This is a genomic window from Myxococcus sp. NMCA1 (assembly GCF_026810205.1).
GTDB lineage: Bacteria > Myxococcota > Myxococcia > Myxococcales > Myxococcaceae > Myxococcus > Myxococcus xanthus_A.
In genome coordinates this window covers 6122442-6139532 of the sequence record NZ_CP113950.1, presented here as the reverse complement: position 1 = coordinate 6139532, position 17091 = coordinate 6122442, and the positions used below count along the sequence as shown (strand labels likewise).

General features: G+C 68.0%; 20 protein-coding genes. 19 read left to right on the top strand and 1 reads right to left on the bottom strand.

The window, feature by feature from the left end:
* Nucleotides 1-37: 37 nt before the first annotated feature.
* From OZ403_RS25180 to OZ403_RS25095, 18 genes are all read left to right on the top strand, one after another.
* On the top strand, nt 38-631 hold the full coding sequence (locus tag OZ403_RS25180; protein ID WP_268781955.1) for a terminase small subunit: 594 nt from the start codon (nt 38-40) through the stop codon (nt 629-631).
* Nucleotides 628-2244 (top strand): phage terminase large subunit family protein, encoded by a 1617-nt coding sequence (locus OZ403_RS25175; protein WP_268781953.1) that lies wholly within the window; start codon nt 628-630, stop codon nt 2242-2244. Before OZ403_RS25180 ends, OZ403_RS25175 begins: the two co-directional genes overlap by 4 nt.
* Entirely contained in the window at nt 2244-2744 is a 501-nt protein-coding gene (locus OZ403_RS25170; RefSeq protein ID WP_268781952.1) for a Mov34/MPN/PAD-1 family protein, read from the top strand. Before OZ403_RS25175 ends, OZ403_RS25170 begins: the two co-directional genes overlap by 1 nt.
* Nucleotides 2741-2953 (top strand): hypothetical protein, encoded by a 213-nt coding sequence (locus OZ403_RS25165; protein ID WP_268781951.1) that lies wholly within the window; start codon nt 2741-2743, stop codon nt 2951-2953. Before OZ403_RS25170 ends, OZ403_RS25165 begins: the two co-directional genes overlap by 4 nt.
* A gap of 1 nt (nt 2954) precedes the next feature.
* The gene (locus tag OZ403_RS25160; RefSeq protein WP_268781950.1) at nt 2955-4445 is read left to right on the top strand and encodes a DUF4055 domain-containing protein; all 1491 of its coding nucleotides are present in this window, start codon (nt 2955-2957) and stop codon (nt 4443-4445) included.
* On the top strand, nt 4442-4744 hold the full coding sequence (locus OZ403_RS25155; RefSeq protein ID WP_268781949.1) for a hypothetical protein: 303 nt from the start codon (nt 4442-4444) through the stop codon (nt 4742-4744). Before OZ403_RS25160 ends, OZ403_RS25155 begins: the two co-directional genes overlap by 4 nt.
* Complete coding sequence (locus tag OZ403_RS25150; RefSeq protein WP_268781948.1) at nt 4741-5103, top strand: hypothetical protein; 363 nt, start codon at nt 4741-4743, stop codon at nt 5101-5103. Before OZ403_RS25155 ends, OZ403_RS25150 begins: the two co-directional genes overlap by 4 nt.
* Nucleotides 5104-6321: a minor capsid protein gene (locus OZ403_RS25145; RefSeq protein WP_268781947.1), complete on the top strand. Its 1218-nt coding sequence runs from the start codon at nt 5104-5106 to the stop codon at nt 6319-6321.
* Between the two features lie 30 nt (nt 6322-6351).
* Nucleotides 6352-7107 carry a hypothetical protein gene (locus OZ403_RS25140; protein ID WP_268781946.1) on the top strand — a complete coding sequence of 252 codons (756 nt, stop codon included), beginning with the start codon at nt 6352-6354 and terminating at the stop codon, nt 7105-7107.
* A gap of 167 nt (nt 7108-7274) precedes the next feature.
* Complete coding sequence (locus OZ403_RS25135; protein WP_268781944.1) at nt 7275-8210, top strand: major capsid protein; 936 nt, start codon at nt 7275-7277, stop codon at nt 8208-8210.
* A 70-nt stretch (nt 8211-8280) separates the two neighbouring features.
* The gene (locus OZ403_RS25130; protein ID WP_268781943.1) at nt 8281-8754 is read left to right on the top strand and encodes a hypothetical protein; all 474 of its coding nucleotides are present in this window, start codon (nt 8281-8283) and stop codon (nt 8752-8754) included.
* 24 nt (nt 8755-8778) lie between these two features.
* The gene (locus tag OZ403_RS25125; protein WP_268781942.1) at nt 8779-9273 is read left to right on the top strand and encodes a DnaT-like ssDNA-binding protein; all 495 of its coding nucleotides are present in this window, start codon (nt 8779-8781) and stop codon (nt 9271-9273) included.
* Nucleotides 9270-9656, top strand: coding sequence for a hypothetical protein (locus tag OZ403_RS25120; RefSeq protein ID WP_268781941.1), 387 nt, complete (start codon nt 9270-9272; stop codon nt 9654-9656). Before OZ403_RS25125 ends, OZ403_RS25120 begins: the two co-directional genes overlap by 4 nt.
* Entirely contained in the window at nt 9653-10117 is a 465-nt protein-coding gene (locus OZ403_RS25115; protein ID WP_268781940.1) for an HK97 gp10 family phage protein, read from the top strand. The genes OZ403_RS25120 and OZ403_RS25115 overlap by 4 nt, the downstream gene beginning before the upstream one ends.
* The gene (locus OZ403_RS25110) at nt 10114-10539 is read left to right on the top strand and encodes a phage tail terminator-like protein (protein ID WP_268781939.1); all 426 of its coding nucleotides are present in this window, start codon (nt 10114-10116) and stop codon (nt 10537-10539) included. Before OZ403_RS25115 ends, OZ403_RS25110 begins: the two co-directional genes overlap by 4 nt.
* A 31-nt stretch (nt 10540-10570) precedes the next feature.
* Nucleotides 10571-11713, top strand: a complete 1143-nt coding sequence (locus tag OZ403_RS25105) for a phage tail tube protein (protein WP_268781938.1) — start codon at nt 10571-10573, stop codon at nt 11711-11713.
* 47 nt (nt 11714-11760) lie between these two features.
* Entirely contained in the window at nt 11761-12201 is a 441-nt protein-coding gene (locus OZ403_RS25100; RefSeq protein WP_268781937.1) for a hypothetical protein, read from the top strand.
* Between the two features lie 47 nt (nt 12202-12248).
* Entirely contained in the window at nt 12249-12506 is a 258-nt protein-coding gene (locus tag OZ403_RS25095; protein ID WP_268781936.1) for a phage tail assembly chaperone, read from the top strand.
* Nucleotides 12507-12535: 29 nt separating this feature from the next.
* Here the strand turns inward: OZ403_RS25095 and OZ403_RS25090 are convergent, their stop codons facing one another.
* Complete coding sequence (locus OZ403_RS25090; protein WP_268781935.1) at nt 12536-13267, bottom strand: hypothetical protein; 732 nt, start codon at nt 13265-13267, stop codon at nt 12536-12538.
* A gap of 111 nt (nt 13268-13378) precedes the next feature.
* Here OZ403_RS25090 and OZ403_RS25085 point away from each other — a divergent pair, with 111 nt between their 5' ends.
* Entirely contained in the window at nt 13379-17086 is a 3708-nt protein-coding gene (locus OZ403_RS25085) for a phage tail tape measure protein (RefSeq protein WP_268781934.1), read from the top strand.
* Nucleotides 17087-17091: the final 5 nt, after the last annotated feature.

Genomic DNA, 17091 nt, shown 5'->3' with positions numbered 1-17091 from the left:
GCGGACGCCGTCCACACTGCCCGGGAGACTCCTCCCCGTGGCAAGCAAGCGTCCCAGGCAGCCCAGCGCCAGCGCGGGCCAGACGGCACCTGCTGAGTCGTCGCGCGAGCTGACGGCGAAGCAGCGGGCCTTCGTGCGCGAGTACCTGGTCGACCACAACGGGAAGCAGGCCGCCATCCGCGCTGGCTACTCGGAGCACTCCGCCGAGGTGACGGCCTCGAAGTTGCTAAGGATTCCCAAGGTTTCGGCGGCCATCGAAGAGTCCGATGCCCAGGTGGACGAGGCGGTGAAGGACGCCGTCACCGTCGAGGTGGTCGAGGTGCTGCGGGAGCTGCGCCTCATCGCATTCTCCGACATCGGCGACATGGTGGGGCCGGACGGCAGGGTGCTGCCGCTGAAGGACATGTCGCCCCAGGCCCGCCGGGCCATCAGCAGCATCGAGGTGGAGGCCCTATTCGAGGGCAAGGGCTCGGAGCGCGTCGAGATTGGCGACGTGACGAAGTTGAAGCTCTGGTCCAAGGAGAAGGCGCTGGAGCTGCTGGCGAAGTTCCTGAAGATGCTCACCGACAAGGTGGAGCTGGGCGGCGACGTGAGGGTGTCGCACGAGGACGCCCTGGGAGACCTGGAATGATGGCGGTGCGCCCCACTGGCCCGCGGCCGTCCCTCCACCAGCAGGTGGCGCGAGGACGCCAGCCCCGGGAGCTCCGCGCGCGCAAGGGGCGCCACGAGTCGGCCCAGAAGAAGCCCCAGCTGTCGCCGCGCGAGAAGGCCATCCGCAAGCGCCTGCGCGACGACTTCCAGCACTACGCGGCCAAGTGCCTGCGCATCCGCCCCAAGGAGGTGACGGGCGGGGAGTTGCCGTCACTGAAGCTGAACCCGGCCCAGCTCTACATCCACGAGAGGCTGGAGGCGCAGTTGAAGCGCACGGGGAGGGTGCGCGCCATCATCCTCAAGGGGCGCCAGCAGGGGTGCACCACCTACGTGGAGGCGCGTTTCTATTGGAAGGTGTCGCACCGCATGGGCGTGCGCGCTTTCATCCTCACCCACGAGGACGCGGCCACCGCCAACGTCTTCGAGATGGCGAAGCGGTACCACGACAACTGTCCGGAGTTGGTGCGCCCGTCGCTGGGGGCCTCGAACGCCAAGGAGATTGTCTTCGACAAGCTGTCCTCGGGCTACAAGGTGGGCACCGCGGGCAGCAAGGGGACGGGGCGCAGCAGCACCATCCAGTACTTCCACGGCTCCGAGGTGGCCTTCTGGCCCAACGCCAGCACCCACATGCGCGGCGTGTTGGAGGCGGTACCCAACGCCGCGGGCACCGAAGTCATCCTCGAGTCCACCAGCGACGGGCCCCAGGGACTCTTCCACCGGCTGTGCATGGCGGCAGCGGCGGGGGAGGGCGACTACGAGCTCATCTTCGTGCCGTGGTTCTGGCAGCCGGAGTACCGCTCCCCGGTGCCGGCGGGCTTCGAGCGCACCTCGGAGGAGGACAAGTACGCCGCCCTCTGCAAGGAGTCCCACGGCTACGAGCTGGACGACGAGCAACTGGCTTGGCGGCGCGGGAAGATTGCCGTCTACGAGAAGGGCGTCCACGACTTCCGGCGCGAGTACCCGGCGACGGTGGAGGAGGCCTTTGCCGCCGCCGCGGTGGGCGCCCTGTGGACGGTGGACGTGCTGGAGAACAGCCGCAGGCCCGAGCTGCCGCGCGACACCGAGGGCAACCCGCTGCCCATGCTGCGCGTGGTGGTGGCGGTGGACCCCGCAGGCGGAGACGGGCCCAACAACGACGAGGTGGGCATCGTCTGCGCGGGGAAGGCCAGCAACGGCCAAGCCTATGCGTGGCGGGACGACTCCAAGAAGTACTCGGCGGAGGCGTGGGCCGCGAAGGCACTGGCCGTCTACGAGCAGGAGAGCGCGGACGCCATCGTCGGCGAGAAGAACTTCGGCGGCGACATGGTGGAGACGAACGTCCGCGTGAAGGCCCGGGAGATGAAGAAGCACGTCCGGGTGAAGGTGGTGACGGCCTCGCGCGGGAAGGCCAAGCGCGCCGAGCCGGTAGCGGCCCTCTTCGAGCGTGGCATGGCCCACATAGTGGGGCGCCTGCCTGCCCTTGAGGACGAGCTGACGACGTGGGTGCCCGGCGAGTCCGACTGGAGCCCCAACCGGATGGACGCCCTGGTGTGGGCCATGACGGAGTTGATGCTTGGCACGACGTCCAACACCATGAACGTGGGGAGGTACTGATGCCCGGCGCGTGCGCGAAGCAGGCGGCGAGTACTGCCACGCTGTACGTGGCGGACGGGTACCGGGCGTGGCTGGCCCCTTCTGCCGTGGCGAAGGCGGCCCGCCTGGCGCGTGCCGCGGCACCGCTGGAGACGGGCGGCATGCTGCTGGGGCAGGTGGTGGACGGTGAGGCCCACGTCCTCGCGGTGACGGGACCAGGGCGCCAGGCAAAGCACGGCCGCTGCACCTTCGAGGGGGACGGCGCCCACAACAACCGGCTGGTGCACCGCGTGTGGCCGCGCCTGCGCTACCTGGGCGACTGGCACACGCACCCGGGCGGGCATGCCGTGCTGTCCGCCACTGATGTCGCCTCAGTGCGCGAGTCGCTGTCGCCGGACAGGCCGGAGTTGCTGGAGCTGCTGCTGGCGGGCCCGCCGGGCATGGAGTCCGTTGAGGTGGCCCTCTTCACCATGGTGCGCGGCGAGGACGCCCCGCTGCGCATGACGGGAGGTGGCCAGTGAAGGCCGCCCGTCACCGTCCTGGGAGTGGCCGGCGCCTGCGCGGCCGAGGCCTGCCTCGGGCGGCCCGGCGTGACTCCGTCTGGGTGGTGGTGCGCTTCTCCGCGCACCTGGAGGCCCCGCACCGTCGCCGGCTGACGCGCCTGGCCTCGGACACCTGGGCCTACGTCCACCTGCGGCGCCAGGGCAACGCGGAAGAGGGGAGGGCCTGACATGGCGGCGAACAAGGTGAACGCGCAGAGCAGCGCGTATAGGGACATGCTGCCGGACTGGCAGTTGGTGTTGGACTTGATGGGCGGCACCCGGGCCATGCGCGCGGCCGGAGAGAGGCACCTGCCGCGCCACCCCCGTGAGACGCCGAAGGAGTACCGGGCGCGACTCAACCGCACCTTCCTCTTCAACTACTTCACCAAGGTGCTGGGGAGCCTCGCCGCCAAGCCCTTCGCCAAGCCAGTGCGGCTGGGCGACGCTGCGCCAGAAGAGCTGCAGGCCCTGGCGGATGACGTGGACCGGCAGGGCCATGACCTCACGGCATGGGCCCGCCCCGTCTTCGCGGACGGCTTGGCGAAGGGCTTCACCCACTTCCTCGTCGACTACCCGGTGGTGGACCCGGAGAGGGTGAAGACGCTGGAGGACGAGCAGCGCGCGGGCGTCCGCCCCTACTTCGTCCACATCCCCGCCGAAGCCCTCATTGCCGCGTACTCCGAAGTGGTGGACGGCGTGGAGCACCTCACCCACGTGCGCTTCCGGGAGACGGAGGTGCGGATGGCGGGCTACGCCGAGGTGGTGGTGGAGCGCATCCGTGTCCTGGAGCCCACGAAGTGGGAGGTGCACGAGCGCATAGGCAACGGCGGCTGGACGAAGGTGGAGAGCGGGGAGAACCAGCTGGGCTTCATCCCCCTCGTCACCTGGTACGCCGGCGAGCGCAAGGCGCTCATGCAGGCCCGGCCGCCGTTGTTGGACCTGGCCTTCAAGAATGTGGAGCACTGGCAGTCGGCCAGCGACCAGCGCAACGTCCTCACCGTGGCGCGCTTCCCGATGCTCGCGGCGTCTGGTGTGTCGCCGCCGTCGGGTGGGGAGGGCCAGGGCGAGGACAGCAACAAGCTCACCGTCGGCCCGCACACGCTGCTCACCACGGAGAGCCCGCAAGGGAAGTTCTACTACGTCGAGCACGGCGGGGCGGCCATCGCCGCTGGCCGCCTCGACTTGGAGGACTTGAAGGACGAGATGGCGGCGCTCGGCATCGAGCTGCTCGTCAAGCGCTCCGGCACGGCCACGGCCACCGAGAAGTCCATCAACGAGGCGAAGAGCCAGAGCGAGCTCCAGGCCATGGCGGAGAGCTTCGGGGACGCCCTCGAGCTGGGCTTCCACTTCGCGGCGCGGTGGCAGCGTCTCCAGGTGGAGGACACCGACCTGAGGGTGCGGGTCCACACCGACTTCGGGCTGACGACGGAGGACAAGCAAGACCTGGACATCCTCTTCAAGGCTCGGGCGGCTCGGGAGGTCTCCCGCGAGGCCTTCCTCGCCGAGCTCAAGCGCCGGGGCGTCCTCGCGCCGGACTTCAACGTGGCCATGGACGCGGAGCGCCTGGAGGCGGAGGGCCCGGCCCTGGGCACCTTCCGGCCCGCCCCCTCGGCGCTGGGCGCTGGGCGAGCGCCAGCCGCCGCTCCAACTCCCGCTCCCGCTTCAGGAGGTGCCGCGTGAAGGAACTGGATGGGGTCTTCATCGACGGAGAGCTGGGCGGCATGGCCCGATTCAAGGGACTCACGTGCCTTGCTCCTGTGATGGACCGCGATGCCTACGTGGTCCAGGGGAACCGGAGGGGAGTGCGGAAGGTGCGCCGCGCCCTGCGCGAGTGGCACCAGGGCGCCCTCGTTCGCCTCTTCCAGGGGAGGAATGCCCGTGCGTGGGTGTTCGGGGAGGGGCTCGTGCTGACCCGCGAGACGTTCCTCATGGCCCTCACGGTGCCGCAGGTACTCGCCAAGGGCGGAGGTGCCGCGTGACGCCCGTCCGCCTCGACAGGAGTTGGGAGGTGCAGCGCAACGCCGAGGGGCGCGTCGTCCTCGTCTTGGACGAGAACTTCCGCTACGGCGAAGAGCCGGATGGCGGACGCTTCGCGCGCACCTCCATCACCCTGGCCGAGCCCCTGGGCCGGGACATCTGGGCGGCCATTCACGAGCAGCGGGACACCGTCATCGAGAAGGCCCTCTCGGACGGGGCGCGTGTGGCCAGCGTGGACGTGACGCGCCAGGCGGAGGAGCCGAAGCCCAAGTCCTGGCGAGTCCGGGGCGCCGAGCTGGCGCTGCGCGCGGTGCACCACCTGGTGGACGAAGTGCGCCGCCGCGAGCGGGGAGGGGCATAGGTGGCCACCACCCGCCGCACGGCCAACGAGGAAATCCTCGAGCGGACCATCGCGCACTCCGTGCAGGTGGAGCGCTACAAGGCGGGCACCGTCCGCCGGGTGGTGGAGCTGCTCAACGCCACCGAGGAGAGCCTCGAAGCGCAGCTGGCCGTCCGGGTGGAGCGCATCCTCGCAGCGGGTGGCTTCGATGCTGGGCCGGAAACCACCGCACGCCTGCAGCAACTGCTGGAGGTGGTGGGCGGCGTGCGCGCCGAGGCATACGCCGCGGCGGCCGGCTTCCTCCGCGAGGAGTTGTCCGTCTTCGCCGCCTACGAGGCCCAGTGGCAGGCGGCGCTGCTCCAAGAGACGCTCATCGTCGAGTTGGGCGTCGTGGCCCCGTCCGCGGAGGTGCTGCGCGCGGCCGTCTTCGAGCGCCCCTTCGCCGGCGCTGTCTTCGAGCACTGGGTGGAGGCGCTTCAGCCCGCCGACCTGGAGCGGATTTCCCGGGCCGTCCAGGTGGGCGTCGTGGAGGGGCAGACGACGCAGCAGATTGTCCGGAGCGTGGTGGGCACCCGCGGGGCCTCGTACACGGACGGCGTGGTGGAGATGTCGCGGCGCAGCGCGGAGACGCTGGTGCGCACCTCCCTCAACCACGCCTCCACGCAGGCCCGTGAGGAGGTGTACCGGGCCAACGAGGACATCATCGAGGAGGTGCGCTGGGTGGCCACGCTGGACGGCCGCACGACGCTGGGCTGCATCGCACTGGACGGCAAGACGTTCCCCACGCGCGAAGGCCCGCGACCGCCCAGGCACCCCGGGTGCCGCTCCTCAACGGTGCCGGTCATCAACGGGGTGAAGCTGGTGGGCGACAGGCCGGCCGTCACCGACGCGCGCACCCGGCGCCAGCGGGAAATCGACTTCCGCGCGGAGGCGAAGGCGAAGGCCGGGGCCGCGTGGAAGGACATGTCCGAGAAGGAGCGGCGCGGTGCCATCGCCCGCGTCCGTGAGAAGTGGGCGCGGGAGAACATCGGCCAGGTGCCCAAGGGGCTGTCCTACGAGGACTGGCTGCGCCGTCAGTCCGCCAGCTTCCAGGACGAGGTGCTGGGCCCCACGCGCGGGCAGCTCTTCCGCAACGGCGGGCTCAGCGTGGACCGATTCACCGACGCGAGCGGCAAGACGTTGACGTTGGAGGCGCTCCGCGAGGCGGAGGCCGAGGCTTTCAAGAAGGCGAAGTTGTAACCGGCCCACTGGGCCGAGAAGGGAAGCGGTATGGATTTCGAGTGGCAGACGGAGTTGGACGCGGTGGACATCGTCCCCGAGAAGTTCCGCAACCTGTACGCGAAGGGGGACAGCGGGAAGTTCGCGCTCGACGCCGACGTGGCGAAGCGCATGGACACCACGGGACTCAACACCGCCCTGGAGAAGGAGCGGAAGAACAACAAGGTGCTCGCGGAGGCGCAGAAGGCCTGGACGAAGCTGGGCAAGGCCCCCGAGGAGGTGGAGAAGTCACTCGGAGAGCTGAAGGCTGCACTCGCCAAGGCGCAGGAGGGGAAGGACGGCGCGGCCAACTTCGAGAAGCTGAAGGCCGACCTCGAGTCCGGCCACGCGAACGCGCTCAAGGAGCGTGACACCGTCGTCGAGCGCATGCGGGGCAGCCTCCACAAGCACCTGGTGGAGGCGGAGGCGACGGCCGCCATCGCCGAGCTGAAAGGGAGTGCAGTGCTCCTCTTGCCTCACGTCCAGAAGCATGTGAAAGTGATTGAGGAAGGTGGCAACTTCTTGGCTCGGGTTGTTGACGCAGAGGGGGATCCTCGCGGCAACGGCAAGGGCGGCTTCATGACGATTCGGGAGTTCGTCACGGAGCTCAAGAAGGACACCAACTTCGCTCGGGCCTTCGAGGCTTCGGGTTCCTCCGGTGGCGGGACGCCTACGGGGGGCAAAACGGGCGGGAAGCCCGGCGGTACCGAGCAGCTCAATGCTCCGCAGCGCATCGCGGCGGCCCTGGCAGCTCGACGCAACAAGTAGCCCTCGGTGCGCGGGATGCGGCCGGAGGCAAACCGAGCGGGATGCTCGGCCGCTGTCCTCTCTCGACTCCACACTACACGTGCGCTCCAGGGCTGACGCTGCTCTCCGCCCTTGGCGCGTCCGCAATCCCTCTCAGTCTCCCTCTCACCGAGGAGGAGCGACACCCCATGGCTTCAATCACTCTGGCTGAATCCGCAAAGCTGTCCACCGACGCCCTTGTCTCCGGCGTCATCGAAACCATCGTCACCACGGACCGGCTCTTTGAGCGGCTGCCCTTCGATGAGCTGGAGGGCAACTCCTTCACGTTCAACCGCGAGACGGTGATGGGCGACGTCCAGGTGCTGGGTGTCGGCGGCACCATCAGTGCGAAGAACCCGGCCACCGTCGAGCAGGACACCGCGACGCTGACGCGCATCATCGGCGACGCCGAGGTGGACGGACTCATCCAGGCCACGCGCTCCAACGTCAATGACCAGGAGGGCTACCAGATTGTCTCCAAGGCCAAGTCCGCCGGGCGCAAGTTCCGCAGCATGTTCATCAACGGCACGGGGCTCAGCAACGAGTTCCCCGGGCTGCTGGCTCAGGTTGCCGCGGGGCAGACGCTGGTGGCGGGCGAGAATGGTGCCCTCTACGACGTTGGCTTCCTGGACGACCTCATCTCCAAGGTGAAGGCCAAGGATGGCGAGGTGGATTTCATCACCATGGCGGAGGTGCTGCTCAACCGGCACTACGCGTACCTGCGCAAGCTGGGCGGCGCGAGCATCAGCGAGGTCATCACCCTGCCGAGCGGGAAGACGGTGCCGGCGTACCGCGGCATCCCCATCTTCGTGAATGACTACATCCCCACCAACCAGACGGAGGGGACGGCGACGGACTGCACGAGCATCGCCGCTGGGTGCTTCGACGATGGCAGCCGCAGCGTGGGCATCGCCGGGTTGACGGCGCCGGGTGAGGCGGCGGGCATCCACATCAAGGAAGTGGGCGAGCACCAGGAGCGGGACGAGCGCATCACCCGCGTCGTCTGGTACTGCGGCACGGCCGTCTTCAACGACCACGCGCTCGCCGTGGTGAAGGGCGTCCGCACGGCGCCGCTGCCTCCCTGAGCCACGTCCCTTCACGTTTCGCGGGGAGGCGTGGTGCCTCCTCGCTCCCTCTTTCTACGCAGGAGCAGTCATGGACGGCATTCGGATGATTCTGGTGGGCCCCAACGAGGGCAAGGACATCACCCTCGGGGGTTTCACCTTCAAGGGCGGCGCGCTGGTGCTGCCGCCGCGCAGCAGCGGGCCCGCGCAGCGCCTCCTCTCGCGCTACTACAGCGCGTACCCGGAGGGCAGCATCGAGGGACGGAAGGCGGCGGCAAGCTACGAGCGGGCACGAATGGGCGGCGCCGACGACGCGCACCACTCGCGGGGGGCCACCCAGCCGGAGTACCCGCAGGTGGACGCCCTGTGGCAGGAGCAACGGCAGGCCTTCGAGGAGGTGACGTCCGAACTGGACCGCGTGAGGGCCGAACTGCGCACCGCGCAGGCGCAGCTGCGCGACGCGACGGTTGTGACCCCGGCCCCCACGCCGACTCCGGCGCCTGTGCCTGCCCCCGCCGAGGAGCCGCCCGCCCCGAAGGGCAGGGCCAAGGCGAAGGCCGAGTAGCCGGCAGCCCCTGGAGGACGCCCCATGCCCTTCGACGCAACGCCCAGCGGCCCGTCCGCGAACTCGTACTGCACGGTGGTGGAGGCGGACGCCTACCACTCTGCGCGCGGCCACAACGCCGCGTGGGAGTCCGCCACGCAGGATGCGAAGGAGCGGCACCTCATGTGGGCCACTAGCCTGCTGGACACCCACTTCGGCTACGTGGGCAGCCGGGCCGAGGCGGAACAGGCCCTGGCCTGGCCCCGGCGCGGCGTCGTGCTGGACGGGGTGACGCTGCCCGCCACCGCGGTGCCGCTGCGCGTGCGCGGCGCCACGGCGGAGTTCGCCTTCCGCCTCATGGGGGAGGACTGGACGGCTGGACTCGGGCCCATTGTGGACGAGGGGGTGAAGGTGGGGCCGCTGGAGACGTCTCCGGAGCGGCACGTGCCGATTCCGGAGCAGGTGGCCACGCTGCTGCGCCCCTTCCTCCGTGGGGCCCGCGTGGGCGGCATTGGCACAGTGGGGCTCCTCCGGGGATGAGCGCCCAGGCAGACAGACTGGCCCGCAAGGCCCTCGCGCTGCTTCATCGCTACGGCCAGGCCGCCACCCTCCTGCGGTGCACGGCAGGGGTGTACGACCCGGCTCTCTCCACGGCGCCGACAACCATCACCACGCATCCGGTGCAGGTGCTGGTGCAGGCCGACAGCGGGCGGGGTGAGGGGCAGGAGTTGGTGCCCTCAGGCACGGTGAAGGTTGGCCGGCGCAAGCTGCTGGTGGCCGCGGCTGGGCTGCCGGTGACGCCGGGCCCCGGTGACGAAGTGGGGATCGCGTTGGACGGACTCTCCTGGAGGGTGCTCCGGACGGACCCGCCGGTGCAGTTGCAGGGCACCCCCATCATCTACGTACTTCGGGTGGTCGCATGAGTCTGAAGAAGACGGACGCGCGCGTACGGCGTGGTGCCAGCTTCACGCGGCAGGTGCAGGCCTTCGTCCAGACGACGGAGGAGCGCGCCAACGAGGTGGTGCGGAAGACGGCGCTGGGCATCCTGGCCAACGTCGTCACCGCCTCGCCCGTGGACACCGGACACTTCCGGGGCAACTGGCGCGCGGGCGTGGGCGCTCGGCCAGACGGCACCGTGGAGGCCATGGACAAGGACGGCGGCGCTACCATTACCGCGGCTGCGTCTGCGCTGGATGCCGCGAAGCTGGGCGACACGGTGTACGTCGCCAACAACCTGCCGTACGCGCGCCGGCTGGAGTTCGGCCACAGCCAGCAGGCGCCCAGCGGCATGGTGCGCGGCACCCTCGCCAACCTGAAGGAGATTCTCGGGGAGGCCGTGGGCGAGGCGAAGCAGGAGGCAGGGAAGGGGGACGGTGCGCCGTGAGTCCGCCCCTCCTCGACATCCCCCAGGCGCTGGAGCTGCGCGCGCGGGAGGTGCTGGCGCCGCTGCTGGGCGAGGGCAACCTCGCCTACCCCAACGTCGTCTTCACCCCCACGCCGGGCGTGCCCTGGGCCCGGCTGGACTGCCTCCCCGCGCGGACGTCGCCCGCCGGCGCCGGGGTGGACTCGCACACGCGGCGCCCGGGTGTCTTCCAGGTGCTGCTCTTCCACCCGGTGGGCGAGGGGACGGCGGCCAGCCTCACCGTGGCCCAGGCGCTGTGCGACGCCTTCAAGCGGGGGACGCGGCTGGGGCGCAACGACACGGTGGTGAGCATCCACTCCGCCTCTGTCGGCCCCGCGCTGCGAGACGAGCCCTGGTGGGCCACGCCCGTCAGCATTTTTTGGTTGGTGCACTCGTTGGACTGAGCTGCCCCTTGCGGGCGGCAGGAGAAGAAACATGGCTTCAGCTTCTGGGCAGCGGACCGCGCTGCGCTTCGCACCGGAGACTGAGTACGGCGTGCCCAGCACGGCTTACTCGGTGCTCCGCTTCACCGACACCAGCCTCAACCTGGCGAAGGAGACGTACCAGTCCAACGAGGTTCGGGACGACAGGCAGACGGCCGACTTGCGCCACGGCATGCGCAGCGTGGGCGGCGACTTCTCCTTCGAGCTCTCCCGCGGCACCTTCGACGTCCTCCTCGCTGCCGCCCTCAGCGGCACATGGCGCGCGGTGACGACAGGCGGAGCGCCCGTGGGGGCTGAAGTGGATGCCTACGTCCGCGGCGCCGGCAGCTTCCTCGAGGACGGCTTCCTGCCCGGGGACGTGGTGGCGGGCTCCGGCTTCGACGAGGCGGGCAACAATGGCCGGGCGAAGGTGGTGGCCGTGTCCGCGCTGCGCCTTGAGGTGGACAGGGCCCTCATTGCGGAACCCTCCGGGGTTGGCCCTGCGCAGGTGGCCCTGGTGGGCCAGCGCCTGGCCAACGGCACCGAGCTCGTCAGCTTCGGGCTGGAGCGGGCCTTCACCGACATCAGCCAGTTCCTCCTGTACCGGGGCTGCGCGGTGGACAGCCTCTCCCTCTCCGTGTCCCCCGGCGAAATTGTCACGGGCACCATGGGCTTCCTCGGCAAGGACATGGTGCAGGCCACGGCCACCCACGCGGTGACGCTGACTCCGGCTGGCACCGGCAGCCCCTTCGACGCCTTCACCGGGGCGCTGTACGAGGGCGGGCAACGGGTGGCCAACGTGACGGCCGTGGAGCTGGAGATTGCCAACGGGCGCAGCGTCGAGGGCGTCGTCGGCCACAAGAGCCCCCAGGAGGTTCACGAGGGCGCCTTCGTCGTCACCGGCAGCATCTCCGCCTACTTCAAGGACGCGGTGCTGCTCAACCGCTTCATCAACGAGGAAGAGTCCAGCCTGGAGTTGCTCCTGGAGGACGTCAACGGGACGGACTTCCACCGCATTTACCTGCCACGCATCAAGTACACGGGCGGCGACGTCGACAACCCGAACTCGGGCCCCGTCACCGTCAGCATGCCCTTCACCGCGCTGCTGGATGCCACCAGCGGCGCCACCATCCTCTACCAGCGCAGCAACCCGTAACCGGCGCTCCCGCGCCTCCACTCACTTCCCAGAAGGAGTAACCCCCTATGACTACCGCCGCTTTCGACATCGGAAGCCTCCAGCGCAGCGACACCACCATCGTGGAGATTCTCCACCCCGTCTCCGGCGACGCGACGGGAATGAAGGTGGTGGTGCACGGCGTGGACTCGCCCACCTACCGTGAAGTGGACCGCGCGCTGCGCAACCGCCGCCTCCACAAGCTGCAGCACTCCGGCCGCAATACGAAAATCACCGCGGAGGGCACCGACGCGGACGGGCTCGAGTTGCTGGTGCGCTGCACGGCCTCCTGGGAGGGCTTCACGGAGAATGGCCAGCCGCTGCCCTTCTCGAAGGAGAACGCTCGCCGGGTGTACGAGGAGCACCCCTGGCTGCGCCGCCAGGTGGACACGGCCGTCACGGACGCCGCCAGTTTTTTCGCCTCGTCGCCGAGCAGCTCCTCGGCTTCGCCCAGCACCAGTTCCGACTGAGCCGACAGGACGCGTCCGGGGTTTCTCTCAGGGCGCACCTGGAGCAGGTGGTCAAGTCCACCGGCGAGGTGCCGGCCGAGTTGGTGGGAGAGGACGAGCTACCTGAAGCACTCGCCCACGTCTGGGAGTGGTTCTGCGAGTTGAGCAACGCCAGGGCGCCTGGGGCCTTCGCCCTGGCACCCATCAGCTACCAGGACATGGAGGCGTGGGCGCGCCTCACCGGGGCACAGCCCACGCCCTCCGAGGTGGGACTCCTCCGGCAACTCGACGACGCGTTCCGCGTGGAGATGACGCCGAAGAAGTGAGGGAGGCCGAACGGGTGGTACGTCGAAGGCTACATGCAGGACCAGTTTTGCTGGCGCCAATCCTGTCCCGGCTTGTCCTGGCACAGCGTGTACGCACAGCTCTCTCCAAGGTAGGAGCAGCAAGTGATCCCTATTGCCGTGGAACATCCATTTAGAAACGCCTTCTTGTACTTGATAGGAGGCCCATCAGTGCTCTCCGGTTGGTTCTCGCCTGTCGCTGGCTTGGCTTTCACTTTATTGCCACTCACAGCCCTTCCTTCGCGTGAGGTGCGTTTGGGGTCGAATGCATCAGCCAATTTCCGAGCTTCGTGGAGGTCGGTGATGAATTTATGGACCCATAGACTGGTTGTTTCCCACGTTGCTTCGCCAGACCTAGCCGTTGGCACGCGAAATAACAGATGCTGTCGCCACGCCTCCATGCGAACTGTGGCGCCTGCGCTCTTGAGTGGGATGAGCCGGGTCAGCGAGAGATTAAGCGACACTACGGTGTCGTCGAGGTTGGGTTCAGCATTTACGACAACGTTGAGAACAGGTGGATCGTCAACTCCCTCACGGGGGTGAACGAGCGGGACGTCACGCGATTCGAGAAGCTTCTCGGTGCGCTCCTTCCACATCAACGACGCTTCACCCTTCTCGGCGAAGGCACTTGGAAGGCTGACGTAAACCGCAACTCCCTCTACTCCTGCAAGCGCCGCCAGGGGGCGGTAGTCAGCGCCGAGGGAGGTCGTACTTACGACGGTGGCCATCATGGCGAGCAGCATACGCATGGCCCCGCAGGCCAGCACATCTAGGCCATGACCTGCCACTACTCGTTAGTTCAGGCTGTTACAGCGCCGTACTACGCCACCACGTGGTGGTGAAGAGGAACCCCTATGTCTAGTGGGACGGACCTCGCAACGCTTTCAGTCCGTATCGACACGTCCGACGCGAAGGCGGGCTCCGTCGAGCTGACGAAATTTAGCGCGGCGGCCGAGAAGACGGAGACGGCCACCAAGAAAACCGAGACCGCGACCGAGCAGTACTCGAAGAGCTTGGCGCGGATGGTCAAGGAGGCGAACGAAACGAACCAGGCGCTGGCCCGAATGAGGACCTCCATCAAGGACATGGAGGCGATGGGGGCCGCAGCGACCGCGTTCCAGGGCGCGTTGAAGGACGCCTCTGGTCTGGATGGCTTCAAGACGCGGATCGGGGCACTGGATGCCGCCGCGGTCAAACTCCACGCGTCCTTCGCGGACACCTCTGCTGTGAGCCGCTTTATGGGGGAGTTGGGGAAGGCCAGCACCCATCTCTCACGGATGCAGGTCGAGTCCTCCCAAGCCGCGACGTCTGTGCAGGACGTCAAACGCTCAGTTGAAGGAGTCGAGAAACCGGTCAATCGGCTCTCGCAGGAACTCGGCGGCCTAGTGAAGTCGTTCCTCGGGCTTGCCGCTGTCATCGCCACGGTAATCGCCTCGCTCACGAGTGCCGCTTCAGAGGCGCTTGCCTTCGACACGGCCATGGCCCAGGTGAGCACCCTGCTGGAGGGCGACCAGGTCAACATGATGGGGGCCCTCGCCGACCGCGCGCGCGAATTGGGGGTGGAGTTTGGACGAGCCCCTACGGAGCAGGTGAAGGCGCTCTACGAAATCATGAGCGCCGGTGCGAGCGATGCTTCTCAGGCAACGGATTTGCTTCGCGTCTCAAACAAGCTGGCCATTGGCGGCGTCACCGAGGTGGGGGTTGCTGCTGACGGACTCACATCCATCATGGCCAGCTACGGCTCCCAGCTCCGGGATGCCACGGAGGCCGCCGACGCGATGTTCGTGTCCGCTGCGGATGGCAAAACGTCCATTGAGGCCATTGCTCGGCACATCGGTAAAATCGCGCCCATCGCCGCGCAGACGGGCGTGTCGCTCCAGGAACTGCTTGCCGCGAACGCTGCGCTCACGAAGGCCGGCATCAAGACCGAGACGGCCATGGAGGGCATGCGCGCCATCCTTGCCCAGGTGGCGAAGCCCTCGAATGAAGCTCGGGACCTGGCGCGCGCCCTCGGCATCGAATTCAACACGGCAGGGCTGAAGGCGCGGGGACTCGCAGGGTTCCTGGAGCACCTCAAGGTCCAGACGGGGGGGAGCACGGAGTTGCTGGCCAAGCTCGTAGGTGGCGTGGAAGCGTTGCTCCCTGCGATGACGCTGACCGGGTCCAGCGCTGGCGACTTCGCAACGTCGTTGAAGAACATGGAGTCGGCAGCAGGACGCACCGAGGTCGCCTTCAGCAAGATGGCCCAGACGCCTCAGTTCGCCCTGGACCAACTGAAAGCGAAGTTCGACGACCTCGAAATCGCGGTGGGGCAGGGGCTCCTGGCGCAGTTGATGCCCGGCATCGAATTGCTCTCCAGTAACTTCACCACGCTGTCGAGTTCAGCTGGCGCGACGGCCCAGGCCGTGGGGATTCTCCTGGCAGCCAGAGGCGGCGCATGGGCGGCTGAATGGGTGAAGAGCGCCGCCGCGAAGGCATCCGCGCTGGTCCAGAGCCGGCAGGCGACAACGAATGCGGCGCTCGCCGAAGCGGGCTACGTCAAGGCAGTCAACGAGAGCTCCCGGGCTGCGTTGCGGAACGCGGCCGTCCAGCTTGAGGCTCGCCAGTCATCCCTCCAGCAGACGGCGCCCTTCATGCGGGCCGCGCATGCCCAGGCCGCGATTGCCGCGAATGACAATGCGCTGGCGCAGGTGCGGGCCGCGCAAGCGATGTACGGAGCTGCGGGGGCCGGTCGAGTACTCCAGGGGGCCATGGCCGCGCTCGGTGGGCCCATCGGCGTCGCCATCACCGCGATTGGCCTCCTCACGGCTGGCGTCTCCGCGTACATCGCCAGGGCGGATGAAGCCGCAGTGAAGGCCCGGGAGCTTGGAACGGCTGCTGCTACCAGCGTCGGGAAGAGCGCCTCGATTGTGTCCGACCTGCTCCAACAGACGCGTGCGACAACAGATGCAGCGAAGGCTGCTCAAGTGCTGTCCATCGCACGGAAGGAACTGGCGGCGCTTGGTGGCGACTACCAGACCATGATGACCGATGAGGTCAAGACGGCGGATCAGGCGCTGGCTGTCTTCGAGAAGGTGGCCAAGCGCGAAACGGAGCTCAATCAGACTCGTGTGAAGAGCATCAAGGAGCGGCTCCAAGCCGAGGAGGCGGAATTCCGCACGAAAATTCGGAACAAGGTGCGGATGGACGAGGACGATCCACGCCTCGACAAGGTCGTGAAGGGCTATGAAATGGGCGGATGGGCACCAAAAATCATCAAGACCCTCCGGGAAGACCTACAGGCCGCCATGCAGGATTCGGCGGAACTGGAGAAGGCGCTCGCGCGCGTCAGGGAGGCAGCCGCGAAGGACCCGGAGGGCGAACAGCGAGCGGCGGATGCCGCTGCGGCCACCGCGCGTGCTCGCGAACAGGAGGCGGAGCGCCTCCAGAACGAGGAAAAGGCCAGGGCGGAACTGGCGAAATCCGCTGCGAGGTATCTAGCGAAGCTCGAGGAAGAGGCGGCTACGCTGGGGCTCGCGCGAGAGGGGGCCGAGAAGCTCACGGCTGAGTACAAATCTCTGAACTACGCGCAGCGGCTAGTCGCAGACGCTGCACTTGAGAAAATTGCAGCGTTTGAGGCGAAGAAGAAGGCCGACGAGGAAGCCAAGAAAAGGGCGGAGGAGCACGCGCGCGCCCTTGAGCAACTGAATCAACAACTCGGGGACGCTGACGCGGACCGGATGGCGAAGGCCGTGGAGGCACTGAACGCCGGCTTGGCTGCGGGCACCATCAAGGCGGAGGAGTATGGAGCAAAGCTCGCCAAGGCCCGCACCCTCTGGACGAAGGAGGGGAAGGAGGAAGCCCAGCTGGTGAAGGACATGGAGTTGCTCCAGAAGCAGCTCAACCCACTGGAGGAGGTGCGGAAGCGCGTCGCGTTGTTGAACAAGCTGTTGCAGGACGAGCGCATCAGCATGGAGGCGTACCAGAAGGAGATGGTGCGGCTGCACAGTCAGATGAGCGACGGCTTCTCCATTGCCCAGGACGCGGTGTCGTTCGCCGCCCAGCATATGGAAGACGCCATCACCACCTTCGCCACCTCCACGCAGTTCACCTGGCGCGGCATGATTGATGGAATGCTCAAGGACCTGTCGCGGCTCCTGGCCCACAAGGCCTTCGTGGCCCTGGTGGACATCGGAACCACGGCTCTCCTGGGCGGCATAACGGGGGCGAGCTTCAGCGCGGGAGGAGCCACTGCAGGGGCAGGCGTCGCGGCGGGCAAGTCCGCGTTCGACATGTCCGCGCCCGCCGTCATGAAGAGCGGTGCACCCTACGCGGACGGTGCGCCGAAGCTGGTTACTCCACCGATGCCGAGCGCGCCCGCGGCCGGCGGTGTACCGGCCATGTCCTTCCACTTCACCTTCAATCAGGACGGCTCGGTGTCCACGAACGTCCAGGCGCCAGGCGCGAAGGAAGAGTCGAGGGCGATGGCCCGGCAGCTCCAGGCCACCGTACTCAAGCTGATGGTGGAGCAGCTCCAGCCCGGCGGCGTCATCTACAACGCCAACGAGAGGAAGCGACGATAAGGTTG